General features: G+C 25.7%; 23 protein-coding genes and 2 pseudogenes. 12 read left to right on the top strand and 13 right to left on the bottom strand.

Going from position 1 to position 21,258, the window contains the following annotated elements:
- Positions 1-165: 165 nt before the first annotated feature.
- The gene (locus AACK97_RS01950) at positions 166-2,016 is read left to right on the top strand and encodes a hypothetical protein (RefSeq protein WP_338968384.1); all 1,851 of its coding nucleotides are present in this window, start codon (positions 166-168) and stop codon (positions 2,014-2,016) included.
- A gap of 34 nt (positions 2,017-2,050) precedes the next feature.
- On the top strand, positions 2,051-2,518 hold the full coding sequence (locus AACK97_RS01945) for a hypothetical protein (protein WP_338968381.1): 468 nt from the start codon (positions 2,051-2,053) through the stop codon (positions 2,516-2,518).
- Positions 2,519-2,739: 221 nt separating this feature from the next.
- On the opposite strand, the gene AACK97_RS01940 is transcribed toward AACK97_RS01945, so the two are convergent.
- The gene (locus AACK97_RS01940; protein WP_338968379.1) at positions 2,740-3,204 is read right to left on the bottom strand and encodes a hypothetical protein; all 465 of its coding nucleotides are present in this window, start codon (positions 3,202-3,204) and stop codon (positions 2,740-2,742) included.
- Positions 3,205-3,324: 120 nt separating this feature from the next.
- On the opposite strand from AACK97_RS01940, the gene AACK97_RS01935 reads away from it, so the two are divergent.
- The 8 genes from AACK97_RS01935 to AACK97_RS01900 all read left to right on the top strand — a co-directional run bounded on the left by AACK97_RS01935 (position 3,325) and on the right by AACK97_RS01900 (position 8,457).
- Complete coding sequence (locus AACK97_RS01935) at positions 3,325-4,269, top strand: IS30 family transposase (RefSeq protein WP_338966714.1); 945 nt, start codon at positions 3,325-3,327, stop codon at positions 4,267-4,269.
- A gap of 194 nt (positions 4,270-4,463) precedes the next feature.
- Positions 4,464-5,555 (top strand): DDE-type integrase/transposase/recombinase, encoded by a 1,092-nt coding sequence (locus AACK97_RS01930; RefSeq protein WP_338968377.1) that lies wholly within the window; start codon positions 4,464-4,466, stop codon positions 5,553-5,555.
- Positions 5,556-5,910: 355 nt separating this feature from the next.
- Positions 5,911-6,210, top strand: coding sequence for a hypothetical protein (locus tag AACK97_RS01925; RefSeq protein WP_338966992.1), 300 nt, complete (start codon positions 5,911-5,913; stop codon positions 6,208-6,210).
- A 132-nt stretch (positions 6,211-6,342) separates the two neighbouring features.
- Positions 6,343-7,185, top strand: coding sequence for a rolling circle replication-associated protein (locus tag AACK97_RS01920; RefSeq protein WP_338968375.1), 843 nt, complete (start codon positions 6,343-6,345; stop codon positions 7,183-7,185).
- A gap of 10 nt (positions 7,186-7,195) precedes the next feature.
- Positions 7,196-7,558 (top strand): hypothetical protein, encoded by a 363-nt coding sequence (locus AACK97_RS01915; RefSeq protein WP_338968373.1) that lies wholly within the window; start codon positions 7,196-7,198, stop codon positions 7,556-7,558.
- A complete protein-coding gene (locus tag AACK97_RS01910) occupies positions 7,558-7,782 on the top strand; it encodes a hypothetical protein (RefSeq protein WP_338968370.1) in 225 nt (74 codons plus the stop codon). Before AACK97_RS01915 ends, AACK97_RS01910 begins: the two co-directional genes overlap by 1 nt.
- Before the next feature lie 159 nt (positions 7,783-7,941).
- A complete protein-coding gene (locus AACK97_RS01905; RefSeq protein ID WP_338966808.1) occupies positions 7,942-8,175 on the top strand; it encodes a hypothetical protein in 234 nt (77 codons plus the stop codon).
- 42 nt (positions 8,176-8,217) lie between these two features.
- The gene (locus AACK97_RS01900; RefSeq protein WP_338966925.1) at positions 8,218-8,457 is read left to right on the top strand and encodes a hypothetical protein; all 240 of its coding nucleotides are present in this window, start codon (positions 8,218-8,220) and stop codon (positions 8,455-8,457) included.
- Between the two features lie 37 nt (positions 8,458-8,494).
- Here the strand turns inward: AACK97_RS01900 and AACK97_RS01895 are convergent.
- The 4 genes and pseudogenes from AACK97_RS01895 to AACK97_RS01880 all read right to left on the bottom strand — a co-directional run.
- A pseudogene (locus AACK97_RS01895) lies at positions 8,495-9,148 on the bottom strand (IS30 family transposase); the annotation flags it as partial.
- A gap of 28 nt (positions 9,149-9,176) precedes the next feature.
- Positions 9,177-9,647 (bottom strand): annotated as a pseudogene (locus tag AACK97_RS01890) (IS30 family transposase); the annotation flags it as partial.
- Between the two features lie 32 nt (positions 9,648-9,679).
- Positions 9,680-10,624, bottom strand: a complete 945-nt coding sequence (locus AACK97_RS01885; protein ID WP_338968368.1) for an IS30 family transposase — start codon at positions 10,622-10,624, stop codon at positions 9,680-9,682.
- 355 nt (positions 10,625-10,979) lie between these two features.
- On the bottom strand, positions 10,980-11,291 hold the full coding sequence (locus AACK97_RS01880; RefSeq protein ID WP_338968365.1) for a hypothetical protein: 312 nt from the start codon (positions 11,289-11,291) through the stop codon (positions 10,980-10,982).
- A 313-nt stretch (positions 11,292-11,604) separates the two neighbouring features.
- Between AACK97_RS01880 and AACK97_RS01875 the strand changes: the two genes are divergently transcribed.
- Together AACK97_RS01875 and AACK97_RS01870 are read left to right on the top strand one after the other, a co-directional pair.
- Entirely contained in the window at positions 11,605-11,904 is a 300-nt protein-coding gene (locus AACK97_RS01875; protein ID WP_338968362.1) for a hypothetical protein, read from the top strand.
- Positions 11,905-12,036: 132 nt separating this feature from the next.
- Positions 12,037-12,369 carry a hypothetical protein gene (locus AACK97_RS01870; protein ID WP_338968360.1) on the top strand — a complete coding sequence of 111 codons (333 nt, stop codon included), beginning with the start codon at positions 12,037-12,039 and terminating at the stop codon, positions 12,367-12,369.
- Between the two features lie 263 nt (positions 12,370-12,632).
- Here the strand turns inward: AACK97_RS01870 and AACK97_RS01865 are convergent, their stop codons facing one another.
- The 8 genes from AACK97_RS01865 to AACK97_RS01830 form a co-directional block, all read right to left on the bottom strand.
- The gene (locus AACK97_RS01865; protein WP_338966714.1) at positions 12,633-13,577 is read right to left on the bottom strand and encodes an IS30 family transposase; all 945 of its coding nucleotides are present in this window, start codon (positions 13,575-13,577) and stop codon (positions 12,633-12,635) included.
- Between the two features lie 50 nt (positions 13,578-13,627).
- Entirely contained in the window at positions 13,628-13,858 is a 231-nt protein-coding gene (locus AACK97_RS01860; protein WP_338968358.1) for a hypothetical protein, read from the bottom strand.
- Positions 13,859-14,088: 230 nt separating this feature from the next.
- Complete coding sequence (locus AACK97_RS01855; RefSeq protein ID WP_338968356.1) at positions 14,089-15,738, bottom strand: extracellular solute-binding protein; 1,650 nt, start codon at positions 15,736-15,738, stop codon at positions 14,089-14,091.
- A gap of 26 nt (positions 15,739-15,764) precedes the next feature.
- Positions 15,765-16,778, bottom strand: coding sequence for a carbohydrate ABC transporter permease (locus AACK97_RS01850; protein WP_338968354.1), 1,014 nt, complete (start codon positions 16,776-16,778; stop codon positions 15,765-15,767).
- 10 nt (positions 16,779-16,788) lie between these two features.
- On the bottom strand, positions 16,789-17,757 hold the full coding sequence (locus AACK97_RS01845; RefSeq protein ID WP_338968352.1) for a sugar ABC transporter permease: 969 nt from the start codon (positions 17,755-17,757) through the stop codon (positions 16,789-16,791).
- Positions 17,757-19,679 (bottom strand): ATP-binding cassette domain-containing protein, encoded by a 1,923-nt coding sequence (locus AACK97_RS01840; RefSeq protein ID WP_338968350.1) that lies wholly within the window; start codon positions 19,677-19,679, stop codon positions 17,757-17,759. Before AACK97_RS01840 ends, AACK97_RS01845 begins: the two co-directional genes overlap by 1 nt.
- A gap of 164 nt (positions 19,680-19,843) precedes the next feature.
- Entirely contained in the window at positions 19,844-20,023 is a 180-nt protein-coding gene (locus AACK97_RS01835) for a hypothetical protein (RefSeq protein ID WP_338968347.1), read from the bottom strand.
- Between the two features lie 122 nt (positions 20,024-20,145).
- Positions 20,146-21,257, bottom strand: a protein-coding gene (locus tag AACK97_RS01830; protein ID WP_338968345.1) for an IS3 family transposase whose coding sequence is annotated in 2 segments (ribosomal slippage) — positions 20,146-21,014 and positions 21,014-21,257 — 1,113 coding nt in all. Because the reading frame shifts where the segments join, the coding sequence is not laid out codon by codon here.
- Position 21,258 lies beyond the last annotated feature (1 nt).

Here is a 21,258-nt window from a genome sequence, read left to right as displayed (position 1 = left end):
AAAAATTTTGGAACAATTGGTAAGTTAATGATTATAGGTTATTCCTTAGTATGACTAACCATAACAGAAATAGTGAACTGTTTAATTCGTTTTATATTAAAAAAGATTAAAACCAAAAGAACAATGAAAAATAAAATATTTTAAAAAGGAGTGATAAAAATGTTTATGAAAATATTTACCGTGTTAATTATTAGTTTCAATAACATTTTTACCATTCCCCAAAACATTAACAATAATGAAACAACAACACAATCATTAATTAGAAATAAAAGAGAAAGCGAAGAAACTTATGTGTTAAATTTATCAAATGTTAAAGTTCAAATTACATATAAATATAACGATAAATATACAATAAATTTTTATAGTACCAAAGAAGAAGAAATTATTAATATTCCAAAGTGATTAAAATATGACGGAACTAGCAGTTGTAAAGAAAATTGAAGACTTAATTGTGGTTTAAAAGATTTAGATTTTGAGAAAAATGATATAGTATGAAACGAACTTAAAAGCTTAAAAATTACAATAAAAAATGACAAAATGTTTGATAAAACAGAATTTATTGCTTCAAATATTCATGTTAAAATTGCCAACAAAACAATTACTACTCCAATAAAAATATTATCTTTTAAAGCAGAAGCACAAATCAAACCAACAACTGATATTGATTTACCAGAAACAACCACTAATTTTGATGGCAAACATAAATATAGCGATGTTATTGATAACCTTAACTATTTAATGATTCATCGTGGTGATTTTGACAAATTCAATTATTCTTATTTATATTGAACGCCAATATTTAATTTCATTGACACCTTAGAAAAAGGTTATTACAAAGAATTTACGATTAAAAATCACGGCTTTAAAAGTGAAAGCTATTTTTATCACAAAAGTTCTACTAGTGAAGATAAAATAAATGAAAATGTTTTAAAAATTAAAGCTTTTAATAAAACCTTAATTGCAGGTAATAACTATTTACAATTATTACACGGTGAAAGCGAAATTTGAAAATATGACACTGCAAATACTAACGATTATTATCTAATTAAGTACCTTTTTGGAACATTAAATTATCTTAGTGTTAAATTTAGTTTTCTACGATATGACCCCGATTTACGAAATGACATTTACCTTTATTTTAAAAACAACATTCCTAGTATTAATAACAGTGATTACAAAAATATTTTTGATGAAATCTATGAAATCCTTGGAAACTTCTTTGCTAGTTTATTTTATGCTACTTTTGATATGGACGAAAAAACTCATACTGAAATTGATTTTAAGGGTATAGAAAACTATAAGAAGGATTACTTTATTCAAATCGGTTTCTTTTATCGTTCCTTAATTACCTTTTATCCCAAAAAATACTTAGTAAATATTATAGGAAACTCAGAATTATTACTAAGAAGTTATTTCTTTACTTTTGACAAAAAAATGCACCAAGATAATTACAATGCTATTAACAATACCAATAGCATTTATCAAATTGATTTTAATGTTCTTAAATCTTATGATAATAAACTGATTACCTTGCCAACCAGCAAGACTGCTAACAGTATTAATTATCTCAACACCGATATTGATATTCGTTACGGTATTAATATTTTTACCTTAACTTTTCCACTTTATCACAAAGGTAACATCTATAACTACAATTTTAAAATTTATGATTTTAATGTATTAAATTCAACAGCTTTTATCCCCGATAGTTTAAATAACAGTGAATGAGATGACTTAATTTCGCCAGCAAATTGCAAATATTCTGGACGATGAATACCAACTTTTAATGATATTGGATGTGCCATTCAAAACGCTGGCATCAAAATGATAAATTGAATACTCACTGCTTCACAAATCATGACGATTTTGCGACCGTTAGCAATTATCGCAAAAGCAACAGTTAACTTTTCAACCGCAATTTTTCCAGTTTTTAAAACAGTACCAGCCTTTTATTACACCTTTCAATTTTTAATCGGTTTTGCCATCTTTTTAATGATATTAAGAATTTTTGTGTAAAATTATAATTCAAACAAATAAAAGGAGTTAAAAAATGAAAATTTTAAATATAATAGTTAGTTTATGGTTAACAATATTATCTATAACTGCTTGTTCAAATAAACCAGACCAATTGTCACCGGCCGAACTGTTAATAATTAACAAATTAAATTTATCAAATGTTAAAATTCAAATTACATATAAATATAACGATAAATATACAATAAATTTTTATAGTACCAAAGAAGAAGAAATTATTAATATTCCAAAGTGATTAAAATATGACGGAACTAGCAGTTGTAAAGAAAATTGAAGACTTAATTGTGGTTTAAAAGATTTAGATTTTGAGAAAAATGATATAGTATGAAACGAACTTAAAAGCTTAAAAATTACAATAAAAAATGACAAAATGTTTGATAAAACAGAATTTATTGCTTCAAATATTCATGTTAAAATTGCCAACAAAACAATTACTACTCCAATAAAAATATTATCTTTTAAAGCAGAATTAAAAAATAATTAAAATAACTCTATACCCTTAAACAAATAAGCAATTTTTATTTTTTTCTCTTTTCTATTTTGACAAAATAGAAACCAGTAATTTTAATTAATTACTGGTTTGAACATTCTTCTTATTTTAAAATAATAAATTTAAACTTTAAAACATTATTTCTAAAATACTTAATATTTTTTTCATAATATTCTTTCTGTTATTCTTTAAAGTTTATTAAAAAATATTTTATTTTATAAATTACAATATAAATAAATTAATGATTGACAATACAAGTTATTGTAGAAGCAGCAACACCAGCAGCGCCACCAGCAACTGCTCCAATAGCCCCCCCCCCCGCTTGCTCCTGCTGCTGCTCCGCCTCCAGTGGCAATTCCTACATTTTTTGCTGCTTCTACACTACCAAAACAATCTGAAAGCATTTTGTCAACATTTTTAACTCCGGGATGAAATTCTTTTATTACATTGTAAATTTTTATTTTATCATTTATTCAATATGCTGTATCTTTACCAGCGTTATCAAATCAATTTTTAACATCATCAAATATGTTTCTTTTATTTCTACTTAAATTTTCTAAATTATTTGTTTGTTGATAATTAATATTATTTTTTGCTATAGCTGGTGCGTTTCCAACAAGTCCTGCCATTCCGCTTCCGGCGATGGTTATTGTTCCTATTAATCCTATTAATTTTTTCATATTAGTCAACTTCCTTTTCGTGAATTTTTACTAATCCTGAAATGTAAAATTAAAAAGGACACTTATATAAAAAACAAATTGTGTTAATTCTATAATTAAGAAAAGAAAGGAATTAGCACAATGTATAAGTATCTGACTATTGAATCAATAATAGCAATAAAAGAATATAAAAGTTATGGATTTTCTATTCGTAAAATAGCAAAAGCAATTGATTATAGTAAATCAACTGTACACAGAGTTTGTAAATTATTAAATCAAAACTTATTACCATTAGAAATATTGAATCAAGTTCAAAAAAATAAACAAAATGCAGGTAGAAAATTAATAATTTTAACTTTAACAGAAATTAATACTATCAATCATTTGTTAATTACTAAAAATTATGCTCTTGATATAATTGCTGATTTTTTAAAGAAAAATAAAATAAAAAATATTTCAACAAAAACTTTATATAACATGTTTAAAACAAATCGAATGGGTTTTGATGAAAAAAATTTATTGAGAAAAGGCAAAAATAAACCTCATAAACAAAAAGAAACTAGGGGCAGAATTAATAATTGTAAATCTATTCATGAAAGAAATTTAATCATTCCAAATATTAAAAATATACAAGAATTTGGCCATTTAGAGGGAGATACTATCGTTGGTAAAGATCATAAAAGTTCTATTATTACTTTAGCTGATATATGATCAAAAACCACAATTCCTTTGAAAACTAAAAATCATAAAGCAGAAAGTATTACACAAAGTATAATAAAATTTATTTCAAAATTAATACCAGGAACAATTAAAACCATTACTTTTGATCGTGGTAAAGAATTTAGTAAATGAAAATTAATTGAAAAAAATTGTAATGTTAAAATTTATTTTGCAGATGCCGGAAAACCTTGTCAAAGAGGTTTAAATGAGAACAATAATGGTATTTTAAGAAGATATTTACCAAAATCTACTGATTTATCTTCATATAAACAAAAAGACTTAAATTCTATAGCATTTCAAATTAATTCTACACCCAGAAAATCATTATCTTATAAAAGACCAATAGATTTAATACAATTATTTTAAAAAACTGTCCCATTTATATTTACAATTCAGGAATTAATAAAATTTACCAAATAATCAACAACCTTTCTCAAATTTGTAAAGCTTAATTAATATAAATTAATTATAAAATAATTAAATAAAAATGTCTACTAAAATTAAATATGACCTTTAAAAAATCAACAAAAACAATTAAATAGAAAGCAGGATTATAAACAATGAAATATATTATCGCTGAAAACGAATTATCAGATTTAGAAGCACGCTTACAATGCTGATTAAAGAGTTTTTACCGAGATAAAAACTATCATAAAACTAAAAAACGAGTTAATAGTTATTTAAACCTCTGCAAGCAAGCTTATACCGAAAAAATTACTTTAAAATCATTAATTAGAAAACACTTTCACAATATTGACATAACTTTTTATCGCTGAGCTAAAAAAATTATTACTGGTTACTATGAAAATGATTTTAGTAATTTAATAATTAAATCAACAAAACCGCTGAATCCACATTATCAATTTAACATTGAAAGTCGTAAAAAAGTATGTGATTTATTTTACAAATACAAAAATATCAAAGCGGGTGGTGTTTGGTCGCTATATAATAATCTCCTTAGAGGTGAACATGACGCCCATAAATATAATTTACCAAGAAATATCAGAACATTTTATCGTTGAATTAAAAATGACCCTCGCTATGATAGAATTAGACAAAAAAATAAGGAAAACAAACGCTATTATCACCGTTATGAAGTAAAAGAAATAGGATTAATACAAATGGATGCTAAACACTTTTCCAAGTTAAAATATCCGGTAGAAAAAAATATGTATGTCTATGATTTTATTGACGAAATGACACGCATAGTATTTGGTTATGTTTATGATAGTTTAGGAACTAATAATGCTATTAATGCTGTACAAAGAGCAATATATGATTTTAAAAAGTTTGGAATAGAAGTTAAACGAATTAGAACTGATAATGCTCCTGAATTCACTACTACTAATTGAAGTAATAAAAATGAATATAAGATAAAAGAAAGACCTTTTAGTAAATATTTAAAAGATAATAAGATAATACACGAAACTACTCCAATTCGTTCACCACAAAGTAACGGTAAGATAGAAAGATTTCATAAAAATTATAATAATTTATTATTGTTAGATGATATTAAAAGATTTAATACTAATGAATTACAAATTTATTTAAATGAATATTATTACTTTTATAACTTCCAAAGGAATCATTGAACAATAAAAGACACCCCATTCAATTTTTTAAATAAACTTTTAAAAACCTCTTGAAACTAACATATGTCTGTGCTATAGTACATATTTTAAAATTTTTTGTAGAAACCATATACATATGACAAGATTTTGTTTTCTACAAACTTTTAGGGGGTGTTTTCTTTTGGCAGTAATATTTTGTATTGAATGCGACAGCGAAAGCTATGTCATTGGTAATAAAAATACAGTTGGAATCTGTAATTCTTGCGATGAAAAGGGTTTTTAAATTTTGAAAGGAAAGATAAATTATATAAAATATGTCGCTGGTGTTTACATCTATTTAGTGATAAACGATATTTGCATGTTGCTTGTGAGAAAAAATTTATTAATCATATTAAAAAAATTTTAAAAAATAAAAGTAAAAGGAATTTAGATAATAATGTTTAAAGTTAAATTAGTTAGTATAAAAAGAAAAATATTTAAAAATAAAGATGGCTCTATGATGTCGGGTTATTCTGCCGAATTTTTGCGTTATGAAAATGACTTATTTGAGCCTACCGGTGAACAAAAGGCTTTATGAATTGATGATAACAATCTAGAACAACAAGAAATTTATAAACTGTTAAAAGAAAACGTTAAATCATTTTTTAGTTGCGAATTAACTTTTGAAAAAACCCCCAAAATAGTTAACTTGCAAAAAATTGAATTATCAAAAAATCAAAAAAACTTGTCTAGTTAATTGATAATCACTTCGGTCTGCGAAGCGGTGCGGAAGGCGTATGCCCCGCCCGCTAGCGGGTTAGTCGGCGAAGCCGACTATTACTTGATTAAATAACACAACTGGCGAAAATCTAAAGCGGGAGCATAAAATATGAATTTACAACTTCAAAATCCGACTGATTTTTATATGAAAACCATTTATTACGGTCAATATATTCGTAATATTGTTATGCCTTTAGAACGCATCAAAGCAAATACTCGTAATGCTAGCGGTTTAAAAAATAAAGGTAATTGCGATACAAAACTGCTTAATAGCAATATTCGTGCAAAATCTAATGTTATTCGGAAGGCATATCATAATTTTTGAGACTGTAAAAAACTTACATTCTTAACGCTTACTTATGCTGATGTTAATGAATTTGATATTAGAAAATGTAAGCGTGATTTAAATAAATTTTTTAAAAAATTAAAATACTGATTTAAAGTTAAAAATAAAAATATTAAGTATTTGTATACCTATGAATATCAGAAAAGAGGCGTTATTCATTTTCATATTTTAATCACCGAAAAAATACCCCATAAAATTATTTTACAATTTTGACCTTATGGAATTAATAAAAATATTAGAGTTCGTGAAAATACTAATGAAATGGTTGTAAAATATTGCTCTAAATATATAACTAAAAATGTCCTGAACGAAAAATCATTAAACCAGTATGACTTAAATATCAAGGCTTATCAATTCTCATATAATTGTCAAAATCCCATTACTAGAAAACAAATATTTACCGATACTTTGAATAATATTGTTAATAGAACCGTAAATTCTGAATTTGTAAAGTACTTAAAATCAACAGTTAATAAATTTAAAACTAAAATGTGCGGAGCAATCTATGAATTTAAAAATATTAATTATGTAGGCTTTGAAAGTGAAAATTATACTTCGTTAGAAAGTTTAAGATTTAGAAATCAACTAAGAAAAACGAAATATTAGGAGTTAAAAAATGAAAGAAAAAATGCAATTAAAAATAAGAATTAAAAATTGATTTAAAAATCATTGGTTAAAAATATTGCTTAGCATTGTTTTTATCTTTATAAACTTAATACTTTGAGCTTTAACTTTATTGGATACTAAGTGAGTAATGGGAACAAATGGTGAATTTATTGATTTTATTGAAAAAGATATGTATAAGTTTTTTGGTTTAAATACCACAATTATGTTGCTTGGATTGTTTGTTTATTGATTTGGTAGTGCGATATTTATTGCTTTTCAAGTTGAAAAATTAGTTTGACTTATTGTTAAGAAGATTAAGGAAAAAAGAGCTTTGAAAAATAAAACTTTAAATAGAAAGGAAATTGAAAAATAATGGCAATATTTAGTCTAATATGTTTTATCTTATTAACCTTATTACTTGCTTTTGCTGTCGCTTGGGGTTTATGGCGTTGAATGAATGATGTTAAAAAGTATGGTAAACAAGCAAAAGAAATTAAAGGGGATTTTAGCAAAAAAGAAAAACGCTTCATTGTTAAATTATCTTATTTAACTGAAAAAAATGAAAAACAAAATCAAGAAATCCAAACGAAAGGATAAAGCAATGTTAAAAGATGTAATTATTAAATTAATTGAATTAATTTATCCAACTGCCGATTTACCGCCCCAAGTAGTATTTTTGTTCTCAATTCTTGTAATCATTGTGTTATTTGCCAGTTTCATTGGTATTCTCTTTCTTCCGATTAAGTGTTTATTTCAATGTTTCTAGTTGTTTGAAAAGATTTAAATTGAGAACAAATTAAACAAACTTTCTGAGATTTGTTTATCCAAATTACAACTATTCCAGCTCATATTACTGGTGGTAAAGAAATTAATTTAACTGAAGAACCGCTTTGACTTTTAACAACCAACATCGCTTTTTGATTACTAACAACAGTTATTATCTTATTTATGTTGATTTTATTTTATAAAGTTAAATCTTATTTTTGTTAATAAATATAGGATAAATATTTTGAAAAGAAAGGGGGTGATTATATGTTTACAACTTTCTTAGCTGATGCACCAGTAGCAATTACCGGAAAACAAGCCATTAGTAATTTGTGAGATAGTATGGTAGGACTTTTTGGAAAAATCTGAAGCGACATTATCAGTGGGCAAATGCCATTAGTAGTAGATTTCTTTGCTACTTATTGAATTTTTTTATTTCCGGCAATTGTTGGATTATTCTTATTTGCTTTTGGAATGTTTGAAAAATTACTATTAAGAGTTCGTTAATAGTAACCTGAATTGTAAATATAAATGGGACAGTTTTTTAAAATAATTGTATTAAATCTATTGGTCTTTTATAAGATAATGATTTTCTGGGTGTAGAATTAATTTGAAATGCTATAGAATTTAAGTCTTTTTGTTTATATGAAGATAAATCAGTAGATTTTGGTAAATATCTTCTTAAAATACCATTATTGTTCTCATTTAAACCTCTTTGACAAGGTTTGCCGGCATCTGCAAAATAAATTTTAACATTACAATTTTTTTCAATTAATTTTCATTTACTAAATTCTTTACCACGATCAAAAGTAATAGTTTTAATTGTTCCTGGTATTAATTTTGAAATAAATTTTATTATACTTTGTGTAATACTTTCTGCTTTATGATTTTTAGTTTTCAAAGGAATTGTGATTTTTGATCATATATCAGCTAAAGTAATAATAGAACTTTTATGATCTTTACCAACGATAGTATCTCCCTCTAAATGGCCAAATTCTTGTATATTTTTAATATTTGGAATGATTAAATTTCTTTCATGAATAGATTTACAATTATTAATTCTGCCCCTAGTTTCTTTTTGTTTATGAGGTTTATTTTTGCCTTTTCTCAATAAATTTTTTTCATCAAAACCCATTCGATTTGTTTTAAACATGTTATATAAAGTTTTTGTTGAAATATTTTTTATTTTATTTTTCCTGAATTGTAAATATAAATGGGACAGTTTTTTAAAATAATTGTATTAAATCTATTGGTCTTTTATAAGATAATGATTTTCTGGGTGTAGAATTAATTTGAAATTCTATAGAATTTAAGTCTTTTTGTTTATATGAAGATAAATCAGTAGATTTTGGTAAATATCTTCTTAAAATACCATTATTGTTCTCATTTAAACCTCTTTGACAAGGTTTTCCGGCATCTGCAAAATAAATTTTAACATTACAATTTTTTTCAATTAATTTTCATTTACTAAATTCTTTACCACGATCAAAAGTAATAGTTTTAATTGTTCCTGGTATTAATTTTGAAATAAATTTTATTATACTTTGTGTAATACTTTCTGCTTTATGATTTTTAGTTTTCAAAGGAATTGTGGGTTTTGATCATATATCAGCTAAAGTAATAATAGAACTTTTATGATCTTTACCAACGATAGTATCTCCCTCTAAATGGCCAAATTCTTGTATATTTTTAATATTTCCTGAATTGTAAATATAAATGGGACAGTTTTTTAAAATAATTGTATTAAATCTATTGGTCTTTTATAAGATAATGATTTTCTGGGTGTAGAATTAATTTGAAATGCTATAGAATTTAAGTCTTTTTGTTTATATGAAGATAAATCAGTAGATTTTGGTAAATATCTTCTTAAAATACCATTATTGTTCTCATTTAAACCTCTTTGACAAGGTTTGCCGGCATCTGCAAAATAAATTTTAACATTACAATTTTTTTCAATTAATTTTCATTTACTAAATTCTTTACCACGATCAAAAGTAATAGTTTTAATTGTTCCTGGTATTAATTTTGAAATAAATTTTATTATACTTTGTGTAATACTTTCTGCTTTATGATTTTTAGTTTTCAAAGGAATTGTGGTTTTTGATCATATATCAGCTAAAGTAATAATAGAACTTTTATGTTCTTTACCAACGATAGTATCTCCGTCTAAATGGCCAAATTCTTGTATATTTTTAATATTTGGAATGATTAAATTTCTTTCATGAATAGATTTACAATTATTAATTCTGCCCCTAGTTTCTTTTTGTTTATGAGGTTTATTTTTGCCTTTTCTCAATAAATTTTTTTCATCAAAACCCATTCGATTTGTTTTAAACATGTTATATAAAGTTTTTGTTGAAATATTTTTTATTTTATTTTTCTTTAAAAAATCAGCAATTATATCAAGAGCATAATTTTTAGTAATTAACAAATGATTGATAGTATTAATTTCTGTTAAAGTTAAAATTATTAATTTTCTACCTGCATTTTGTTTATTTTTTTGAACTTGATTCAATATTTCTAATGGTAATAAGTTTTGATTTAATAATTTACAAACTCTGTGTACAGTTGATTTACTATAATCAATTGCTTTTGCTATTTTACGAATAGAAAATCCATAACTTTTATATTCTTTTATTGCTATTATTGATTCAATAGTCAGATACTTATACATTGTGCTAATTCCTTTCTTTTCTTAATTATAGAATTAACACAATTTGTTTTTTATATAAGTGTCCTTTTTAATTTTACATTTCAGGTTTGGGGGTATATTCTTTTGGCAGTAATATTTTGTATTGAATGCGACAGTGAAAGCTATGTTGTTGGTAATAAAAATACAGTTGGAATCTGTAATTCTTGCGATGAAAAGGGTTTTTAAATTTTGAAAGGAACAATAGATTATAAAATATGTCGTTGGTGCTTGCATATTAGAAACTTAGGAAATCACGATGTTTGCGACCAAAAATTTATTAATCATATTAAAAAAATTTTAAAAAATAAAAATAAAGCACACTAAAAAAGTAAGAAATTTATTTTTTAAACCTATAAAAAATTAAATATAGAATTCAAACAATACCAATAATAAATTGAACTACAAATCAACCTTCTTCTTTAAATAAATAAACTCATTTTAAATCTTGAAATTTTAAATTTCAATTAAAAAATCAAACCATAGCATATAATGCTTGTCCAAATGAATTATCTTTATCCAGAGTTCAAAAATAAACAACTCTTTGTAAAATTCAACCTATTCAAATAGTTATGCCAAAATAATTAAGATTAACTTCTAAAAAGCAAATTATCTTATCTGAAATATCTTCTAATTTATCTAATAAATACATATAAAATCTCCTAATTTTAAAAAGAATAAAAGGATAAAAAAAGAAAATGAAAACTGTAAATAAATTTATAAAAAAATATTGATGAATAATACTTAATTACATTATATTCATATCTTTAAGTATAGTTTTATTATTACATACAGATATTGAAAATTTGCAACAATTTATTAAAAATTTTGGAGCAATTGGTAGGTTAATGATTATAGGTTATTCATTAGTATGAGTAACCATAACACAAATAGTAAACTATTTAATTCGCTTTGTATTAAAAAAAATTAAAATTAAAAGAAAAATAAAAGGAATTTAAAAAATAATGTTTAAAGTTAAATTAGTTAGTATAAAAAGAAAAATATTTAAAAATAAAGATGGCTCTACGATGTCAGGATATTCTGCCGAATTTTTGCGTTATGAAAATGACTTATTTGAGCCTACCGGCGAACAAAAGGCTTTATGAATTGATGATAACAATCTAGAACAACAAGAAATTTATAAACTGTTAAAAGAAAATGTTAAATCATTTTTTAGTTGCGAATTAACTTTTGAAAAAAACCCCAAAATAGTTAACTTGCAAAAAATTGAATTATCAAAAAATCAAAAAAACTTGTCCAGTTAATTGATAAACATCTTGGTCTGCGAAGCGGTGCGGAAGGCGTATGCCCCGCTCGCTAGCGGGTTAGTCGGCGAAGCCGACTATTACTTGATTAAATAACACAACTGGCGAAAATCTAAAACTGGAGCATAAAATATGAATTTACAACCTCAAAATCCGACTGATTTTTATATGAAAACCATTTATTACGGTCAATATATTCGTAATATCGTTATGCCCTTAGAACGCATTAAAGCAAATAACCGCAATGCTAGCGGTTTAAAAAATAAAGGTAATTGTGATACAAAACTGCTTAATAGCAATATTCGTGCAAAATCTAATGTCATTCGGAAGGCATATCATAATTTTTGAGACTGTAAAAAACTTACATTCTTAACTCTTACTTATGCTGATGTTAATGAATTTGATATTAGAAAATGTAAGCGTGGGACGCATAAAGTTTTCTTAGGTAGGCAAAGATTTGAATAAGTATTAAGACAGTCAGTAATGATTGTCTTTTTATTTTATAAGGTGTTAAAAATTTGTTCTTTGAAAATTAAATACAAGTGAATTAATAATGTTGGTATGTATTAAAGCACGATAAATTGTGGGTGGTCGCCATAACCAAAAGAAGTTTACCAGTTGATAGATAATACCCTATTAGCTATAGCAATTTGTTTCGTTTTGCAATAAAAAAATGAATGGGTGGATTTCCTAAAAACCTGAATTGTAAATATAAATGGGACAGTTTTTTAAAATAATTGTATTAAATCTATTGGTCTTTTATAAGATAATGATTTTCTGGGTGTAGAATTAATTTGAAATGCTATAGAATTTAAGTCTTTTTGTTTATATGAAGATAAATCAGTAGATTTTGGTAAATATCTTCTTAAAATACCATTATTGTTCTCATTTAAACCTCTTTGACAAGGTTTTCCGGCATCTGCAAAATAAATTTTAACATTACAATTTTTTTCAATTAATTTTCATTTACTAAATTCTTTACCACGATCAAAAGTAATAGTTTTAATTGTTCCTGGTATTAATTTTGAAATAAATTTTATTATACTTTGTGTAATACTTTCTGCTTTATGATTTTTAGTTTTCAAAGGAATTGTGGTTTTTGATCATATATCAGCTAAAGTAATAATAGAACTTTTATGATCTTTACCAACGATAGTATCTCCCTCTAAATGGCCAAATTCTTGTATATTTTTAATATTTGGAATGATTAAATTTCTTTCATGAATAGATTTACAATTATTAATTCTGCCCCTAGTTTCTTTTTGTTTATGAGGTTTATTTTTGCCTTTTCTCAATAAATTTTTTTCATCAAAACCCATTCGATTTGTTTTAAACATGTTATATAAAGTTTTTGTTGAAATATTTTTTATTTTATTTTTCTTTAAAAAATCAGCAATTATATCAAGAGCATAATTTTTAGTAATTAACAAATGATTGATAGTATTAATTTCTGTTAAAGTTAAAATTATTAATTTTCTACCTGCATTTTGTTTATTTTTTTGAACTTGATTCAATATTTCTAATGGTAATAAGTTTTGATTTAATAATTTACAAACTCTGTGTACAGTTGATTTACTATAATCAATTGCTTTTGCTATTTTACGAATAGAAAATCCATAACTTTTATATTCTTTTATTGCTATTATTGATTCAATAGTCAGATACTTATACATTGTGCTAATTCCTTTCTTTTCTTAATTATAGAATTAACACAATTTGTTTTTTATATAAGTGTCCTTTTTAATTTTACATTTCAGGTAATCTTTAATTGGGTTTGAATATTCTTTTCAATCATTCCTGAATACAATTGAATTTGTTTTTTATCGCGTTCACTATCATTTGCATAATTTTTATTTACTAACTTATTAGTAATATTACTAATATTTAACGCTGGTGTTATTGAAATTGATATTGCCGCTAATAAAGCTACTAATCCTTGTTTTGAATTGTTCATTTTTTACCATCCTTATATATTTTTATTAATTACTAACTTAATAAAATACTAGATTAATATAAAATAATAAATAGTTTAAGCCTATAACCCCCTTAATTAATAACCTTAATTTTATTATAGCATACAGAAATTTACTAGAATTATATTTTACTATATTTCAATTTAAAAAAATGTAACTAAATATATTTAGTTACATTTTTAAAATATTTTAATAAAAAATATCTAAAACCTTATTGTTCAATAATAAAATCATGAATCCCATCATCTTTGGTTTGCCTTTTAAGAATATTTAAAAATTCTTTCTCAGTTAATGGTCTTTCAGGATATGATGCATTTAATAAATCTTGATAAAAAATATTTAATGACTTTAATACCGTTTGACGAAATATTGCACCTCATTGTGTTAATGGTGACGAGGCGGTTGTTATTTGCTTGGCATTCATCAATTCTCATACTTGCGCAATAACCTGTAAATAAGATTCTGTTGGAGCATCATGTAATTTTTGACCATAAGAAGAACCAGTTTCATAGGAAGCTTTATTAATTGGCAAATATCCCGAATCAAAAGCATAAACTTCATTAGCTTCTTGTGATGTTACATATTTAATAAATGCTTCGGAAATTTTATCTTTTATCGGATCATTCATTTTAAACATCGCAATTCCTGGACCTTGTTGAATAACATACTTACCACCTGTAGAAAATGGTAACGGTAACGCTCAAATATCGTCAGGTTTAAGGCGCTTTTTCTGTAACAAAAACTGAACTCCTGATGTTGAACCAATACCGACTAAAGCTTTAGATTGATTAAACAAGGTACTAGCAAATGTCCCTTGTGGTGATGTTGCTGTTGGTACTTTAACATGCAATCCTGTATTGCGCTTAATATCATTAGATGTACGATTAGCTAAATCTTTTAACTTTTGAAGACCACTTAAATGTTTCTGCAATATTTCAAAAGACTTTCCTTTTAAGTTTAAAACAAATTCACCACTACTATTTTCACGATAAAGAAATTCATTAGATTTTGTTTCAGAATTTAATGCCTCATTATTAGCATATTGCGCATATAATCCATTAGGCAAATCATCCATCGCTACTGCATACACTTCATTAAGATTCTTTAAATTAGCTAAATTATTTAATAAATGACTAGTTACTTGCACTAAACTAAGATAACTACTTCAAGTAATAATTCCCGCTTTCATTGTTTCCAGAGAATTTCACTCTTTTAAAACATTAAGTTGAGTTTGAAATTTACTTCAATCAATACTTTTATTAACTTTTCATTGTCCATTCATTCCTTGATAATTACTTAAATTATCGCCCAGTGGTAATAACAAATTTGCTTGCGGAGTTAAACCCTCAATTTTAGCAAATACTTCTAACAATAATTTCTTATTAATAAACATTAAATCTAATGACTTTCCAATCGGAACTGTATATTGTTTACCTTTATACATTGTTTCTTGTCAATAAGAATCAATAATGCTTGGTTTATCAATACAAGGACTAAGATCGGGAATCTTAACATCAACTAACTGTTCTTGTAAAGTTTTAGAGTATTTAACAACCTCATCAGCATAACTAGTAAACAAATTAGGTAACTTTCTCACACCATAATAACCAGCATTAACTTCCTTCTCAACACCATTATTTTGCAGAAATTTTAAAATTATTTTGCGATGATCAAATTCCGAGTTATTAGCATTGACAGCATTAAAATTATTAATAACCTTTTCTAAAGCATTTCATTGAAATTGACCTTTTTTAAAATAAGTTGTCATAATGACATTTCGTTCCGGATGACTACAAGCAAAAGTTGTTAAAATCGCACCTAATCAAATTGTTGCTGTTAGCATTACCTTAATTTTTTTCATTAATTGTTATTCCTTCCTATTAATTCCTAGCCCTTAGTTCCACTACTATCTTTTGTAATACTATTAATAATGCGTTTCTTAGTAAGTAAATATAAAACAATCATTGGCAAAATAGAAATAACAGCAGATGCCATTTTTAAATGTTGTGGATCTCTTAGCGTACTTGGATTATTAGGTCCTGGTTCTGTTACTTGAATTAATTCTCATAATAACATTGGTAAAGTTACTCATTTTGAATCAGCATCTAAAACTGTTACGGGTCATAATACTGCATTCCAACTAGCAATAAAAGATATTAATCCCGCTGTTCATAATACTGGTTGAACTAATGGCAACGCTACTTTTCAAAAAAATTTAAAAGTTGATAACGCATCAACCTTACTAGCACTAACAATTGATTTCGGAATCCCTTCAAATGCTTGGCGTAACATAAAAATTGTAAAAACCGAAGCAATAAATGGAATTACTAATGCTTCTAAGGTATTATCTCATACAATCCGTAACATTAGCAAATACTGCCCAATCATAATCGCTTCCCCAGGAATCATTAATGTTGATAACAACAAAATAAATATTGCTTCGCGAAACTTTGTCCGATAATGCGCTAAAGCAAATCCCGCTAAAGCACAAATAAATAATTTCAATATTGTGGAAAGAAATGCTACTAAAAACGAATTAAATAAATACTTGCCAACATTAATTTGTGAATTTTCTAAAAGATATGTATACCACTTAAAAGTTCAAATTTCAGGTCATAATCCTTGTGGTTTTGTTGGATCTAAATCAGCATCAGTTTTAAATGAAGTAATAATCATTCAGTAAAATGGAAAAACAACAATAATAGCCATAACTAATAAAAATAAGAAGCGAATTGCAATGCTAATTCATTTTTCTCAACCTTTATTTCCCGCCATTTGTTGTGTAAAATTGATTTTACGCACAATAGTTTGACGACTGACTCAAGTTTTAAATCACAAACCAATTTTATTGCAACGCATCTTTAACAATTCATTAATTTTCTTGCCCAAATTATTCATCAATAAAAATCTCCTAACTATATTTTCTTGATAATTGTTTACTAATAATTCGCGTTACAATTGTAATTAATAAAATAATTATCATTAAGATTATTGAAGCTGCCGCGGCTTCATTGTAACTAGCATTCATTCGACGTTGAAAAATTCAAAAAACAACTGTTTGAATCTGATAAGTAGATGCTTGAATATAATTAGCATATAATCCTAAAGGAAATATTTTAAACGAATCAATTAACCCAATAGTAAATAAGTAAATTAACATCGGAATAACTAAAGGTACTGTCACTTTAAATAACTGCTTACTTTTACGCATCCCATCAATAGCAGCAGCTTGATAATATTGATTATTTATTTTTAATAACGCTGTTGTTAACATAATGATATTAAAAGGTAATGATTTTCATATTCCATAAATAATTAAAACTCAAATCGCATAATTAGCATCATTTAATCAAGGTCGTTTTTCCAAACCAAAAAGTGCAAATAAAGTATTCATCACTCCTTCAGGACTAAAAATAAAAGCAAAAGTCATAGCAACAGCCATCGCACTAGTAACATATGGCAAAAAGAAAATACCTTGCAAAAAATTAAAAATTCGTTTTGACATAATGCTAGTTAACGACTTAGCAACTATTAATGAAATAATTAATGATAAAGGTACAACTGCTGTTGAATAAATTAAAGAATTTTTTAAAGCAATTTGAAATTCACGATTTTTTCATACTAATTCAAAATGCTTTCATGAAAATTTAAAAGCAATTTCCGGACCACCATTAACAGCTGTTCTAGCAACAATAAAAATTGTATAAAACATAAATATTCCTAATAATGCTAATGCTGGTGTTAATCAAATTAATGAAATAAGAGTACTATCGCGTTTTTGAGCACTATTAGGTTTTTTGTAATATCGCTTTAAATAATTAAAAAAATTTTGGGAATATTTTGTTTGTAAAGATTTTTCAATCGGTTTTTTACTAGCCATTAAATAACCTCCACTGTTAATTCAGTTTCTAGATCAAATAAAAAAATCGTCTTTTTAACAAAATTAATTTTTACCTTTTCACCGTGTTCATAAAATTTATCTTCATCCATATCATAAACTGCTTTAACATATTCATTATTTCTAATCTTAATAGTTACAAAAGCACTGCGACCTAATTCTTCAAACAAAGAAATTTCACCAATTAAAGGTTCTTTATTAACAAACTTAGTATTTAAGGCATCACTATTTAATTTTAAATCTTCAGGGCGAATCCCAATAGTAATATAACCAGGTTTTGCTTTTATGGCTTTACCAATCTTAATTTCATCAATTCAAATATTATGTTGCTTATCAATTACGCCATTAAAAAAGTTCATTGCCGGATTACCAATAAATTGTGCAACAAATTTATTAACTGGTTGATTATAAACTTCATGTGGTGTTCCGACCTGTTGCAATACTCCTTGCTTCATAATATAAATATAATCAGATATTGACATTGCTTCTTCTTGATCATGAGTTACAAAAATTGCTGTCATTTGTGATTTTTGTTGAAAACGCCGAATTCACTCTCTTGTTGTTACTCGTAACTTGGCATCTAAATTAGATAACGGTTCATCTAACAATAAAATATCTGGAGCTTTAACAATGGCTCTTGCAATTGCTACTCTTTGCTGTTGACCACCAGATAAATTACCTGGTCGTTTCTTTAATTGATTAGTAATTTCTACTTGCTGAGCAACAAGATTAACACTCTTATTAACTTCTTTTCTAAATGAAGTTAATTGTTGTTTTAATGCTTGTAGTTCAGTATTTAACTGCTCAGCAGTTTTCATTGTTATTAATTCGGGTGACAACTGATAATATTCATTAGCAATTGCTGTTAACTTTATTAACATCTCATCATAAGCTGCTAATAAATTATTACCAATTTTCTTTTGATACTTATCAAGTCCCTTTTGTTCTTCTTTATCTCATAATTGCCGATGTTTCTTAAAAAAACTCACATACTTACTATGACTCAAACTATATTGTAAAGCATGATCTTTTTTTTGTTGTTGTTTAAAATTTTTAACTAATTCATTATATGCTTTTTGATGATCTTTCATTACTATTTTTAAAGCATTTAACTTGCTTTTAGCAGGATTTAAATAATTATATTTCATTTGCAGTAAAAACTTATTAATTGCAAAATCAATTTCCCGAGTTTTAAAATTCTTATTTGTTGCTTTAAAACTACTTAAATTATTATTAATAGTTATTTTTAACTGTGAAATATTACGATAAATTAAATTTAAAAAATCACAATATTTAATATGAACTGCTAATCTTGACTGATCATATCACTGACTATGAATCCGATTACGAAATGTTTCTAAATGCTTTTCATTATAAATTATTGCTGCTTCACGCTTATGAAATTTAAAAATACCTGCTAAATAATCAGCAATCATTTCATTAACTAACTTATCATAAGTTTCTAAATACTCCAAAAGTAATTTTGCAATCTGATCTTTAAATCCCTGTTTTTCAACATTTAAACCACTATCTTGCAAATCTTTAATTAATAACCGAATATTAGTATTACTGTTTCTAACAGTGCGTTTAAATTTTTTATCTTGATATAAAGGCAAAGCAATATTTTTAAAAACATTTAAATGCGGATATAAAGCATAATTTTGGAATATTAAACCAATATTACGATTTTGTGGTGACCGTTTGGTTACATCTTTGCCATTAAAAATAATTTGTCCCTGACTAACTTGTAATAATCCCGCAATCGCATAAAGCGTTGTTGATTTTCCACAACCAGACGGTCCTAACAAAGTAACTAATTGTCCTGTTTTCACATGCATATTAAAATTATTGACCGCTAATGTTTCACCATAATCAATACTAATATTTTTTAAAATAACACCCATTTAAAACTCCCTGAAATATTAATTTCCATAAGCAATTATATTAGAAAACACCAATTTTTAAAAGGATTTATAAAATTATTTTTAAAAAGAAAAATACACTTACATTTGTAAATGTATTTCAAAATTAATATGATTAAGATTTAAATATTACTAATGACTAAAATCTAAGTTGCTACTTTTTTAGTAAAATTATATTTAACAGTTTTGGATGCTGTTCCTTTTCCTTCTAATGCCTTAACAGTAATATCGACAGTGGCAGTAGTACCTGTTACATCAATTTCACCAGGATCAACAAAATCAATCTGGGCAATCGCTTCATCAATTTGCAATCCTATCTTAATCACTATATCATATACAATTAGACCGGTTAAGTCATGCGAAACCCACCATTTCTCATCAACATCTTTTATTTCCACAGTATCTGGTAACGCATTAATTGGATTGGCAACCCTTTTTAGGACACTTTTTATGTAGACTGGTATTTTCTAAATTCAACGGGAGTTAAATAATTTAAACTGCCATGAATTCGAATATTGTTATATCAATTAACAAAATCAAATAGTTCGCATTTTAGTTGTGTTAAGTTTGCAAATTTTTTACCGTTAATAAATTCGGTTTTAAAGGTTTTGTAAGTTGCTTCAGCAACAGCATTATCATATGGGCATCCTTTGGAGCTTAATGATCTTTTAATTTTAAAGGTTATTAAAATTTCATCAATAATTTTATTTTTAAACTCATTACCACGATCAGTATGAAATAAAGTTATTTTATTTAATGGTCGTGTTATCTTGTGAAAAGCTTGTTGAACTAATTCAGCAGTTTTATTTGGCCCAGCACTATAGCCAATTACTTCGCGATTAAACAAGTCAATTAATAAACAAATATAATGTCATTTAGTGCCAACTTGAACATATGTTAAATCACTAACAACAACTTCATTTGGTTTTTTGTCATTAAATTGACGATTTAAAACATTATTAATTTCGTCATTATTAACTGTTTTTTTATGATTACAATATTTTAACTTGGTGTATTTAGAAACCAAATTATTTTTGATCATAATGAATCGGATTTTTCGTCGTGATAAAATGATATTTTTTCTTATTAAAACAGCTTTAATTTTACGAGCACCATAAATCTTGCGACTTTTATTAAATGCACTGATAACTTCTTGTTCATAATTATTAACATCAAACTTGGTGCATTTATTAGTTTGATAATAATATGTTGATTTTAGTAAACCTAAAATCTTACATATTTTCCTCACTGAATATTTATTTTTGTTGTTATTAATTATTGTTATTTTTTCCCGATTATCAGTGCTGCTTGCTTTAAAATGTCATTTTCCATTCGTAATTGTTGGTTTTCTTTTCGCAAGTAAATTAATTCATTTTCTTCGACAGTGCGATTATCTTTTGCTTTAAATGACCCAGAATTATTATAATTTTTAATTCAACTATAAATAATTGGTTTTGGTAAATTATATTCTTTCCCTAAATTAATAACACTTTTGTCATTTTTGTATAGCATTACAATTTGTTTTTTAAATTCTTCAGAGTATGAGGTTTTATTTCCCATT

This window comes from Spiroplasma endosymbiont of Lonchoptera lutea (assembly GCF_964019715.1).
In the GTDB taxonomy this organism is placed as follows: Bacteria; Bacillota_I; Bacilli_A; order Mycoplasmatales; family Nriv7; genus Nriv7.
The sequence above is the reverse complement of the archived record's forward strand: the minus strand, read 5'-3'. Positions and strand labels throughout refer to the sequence as shown.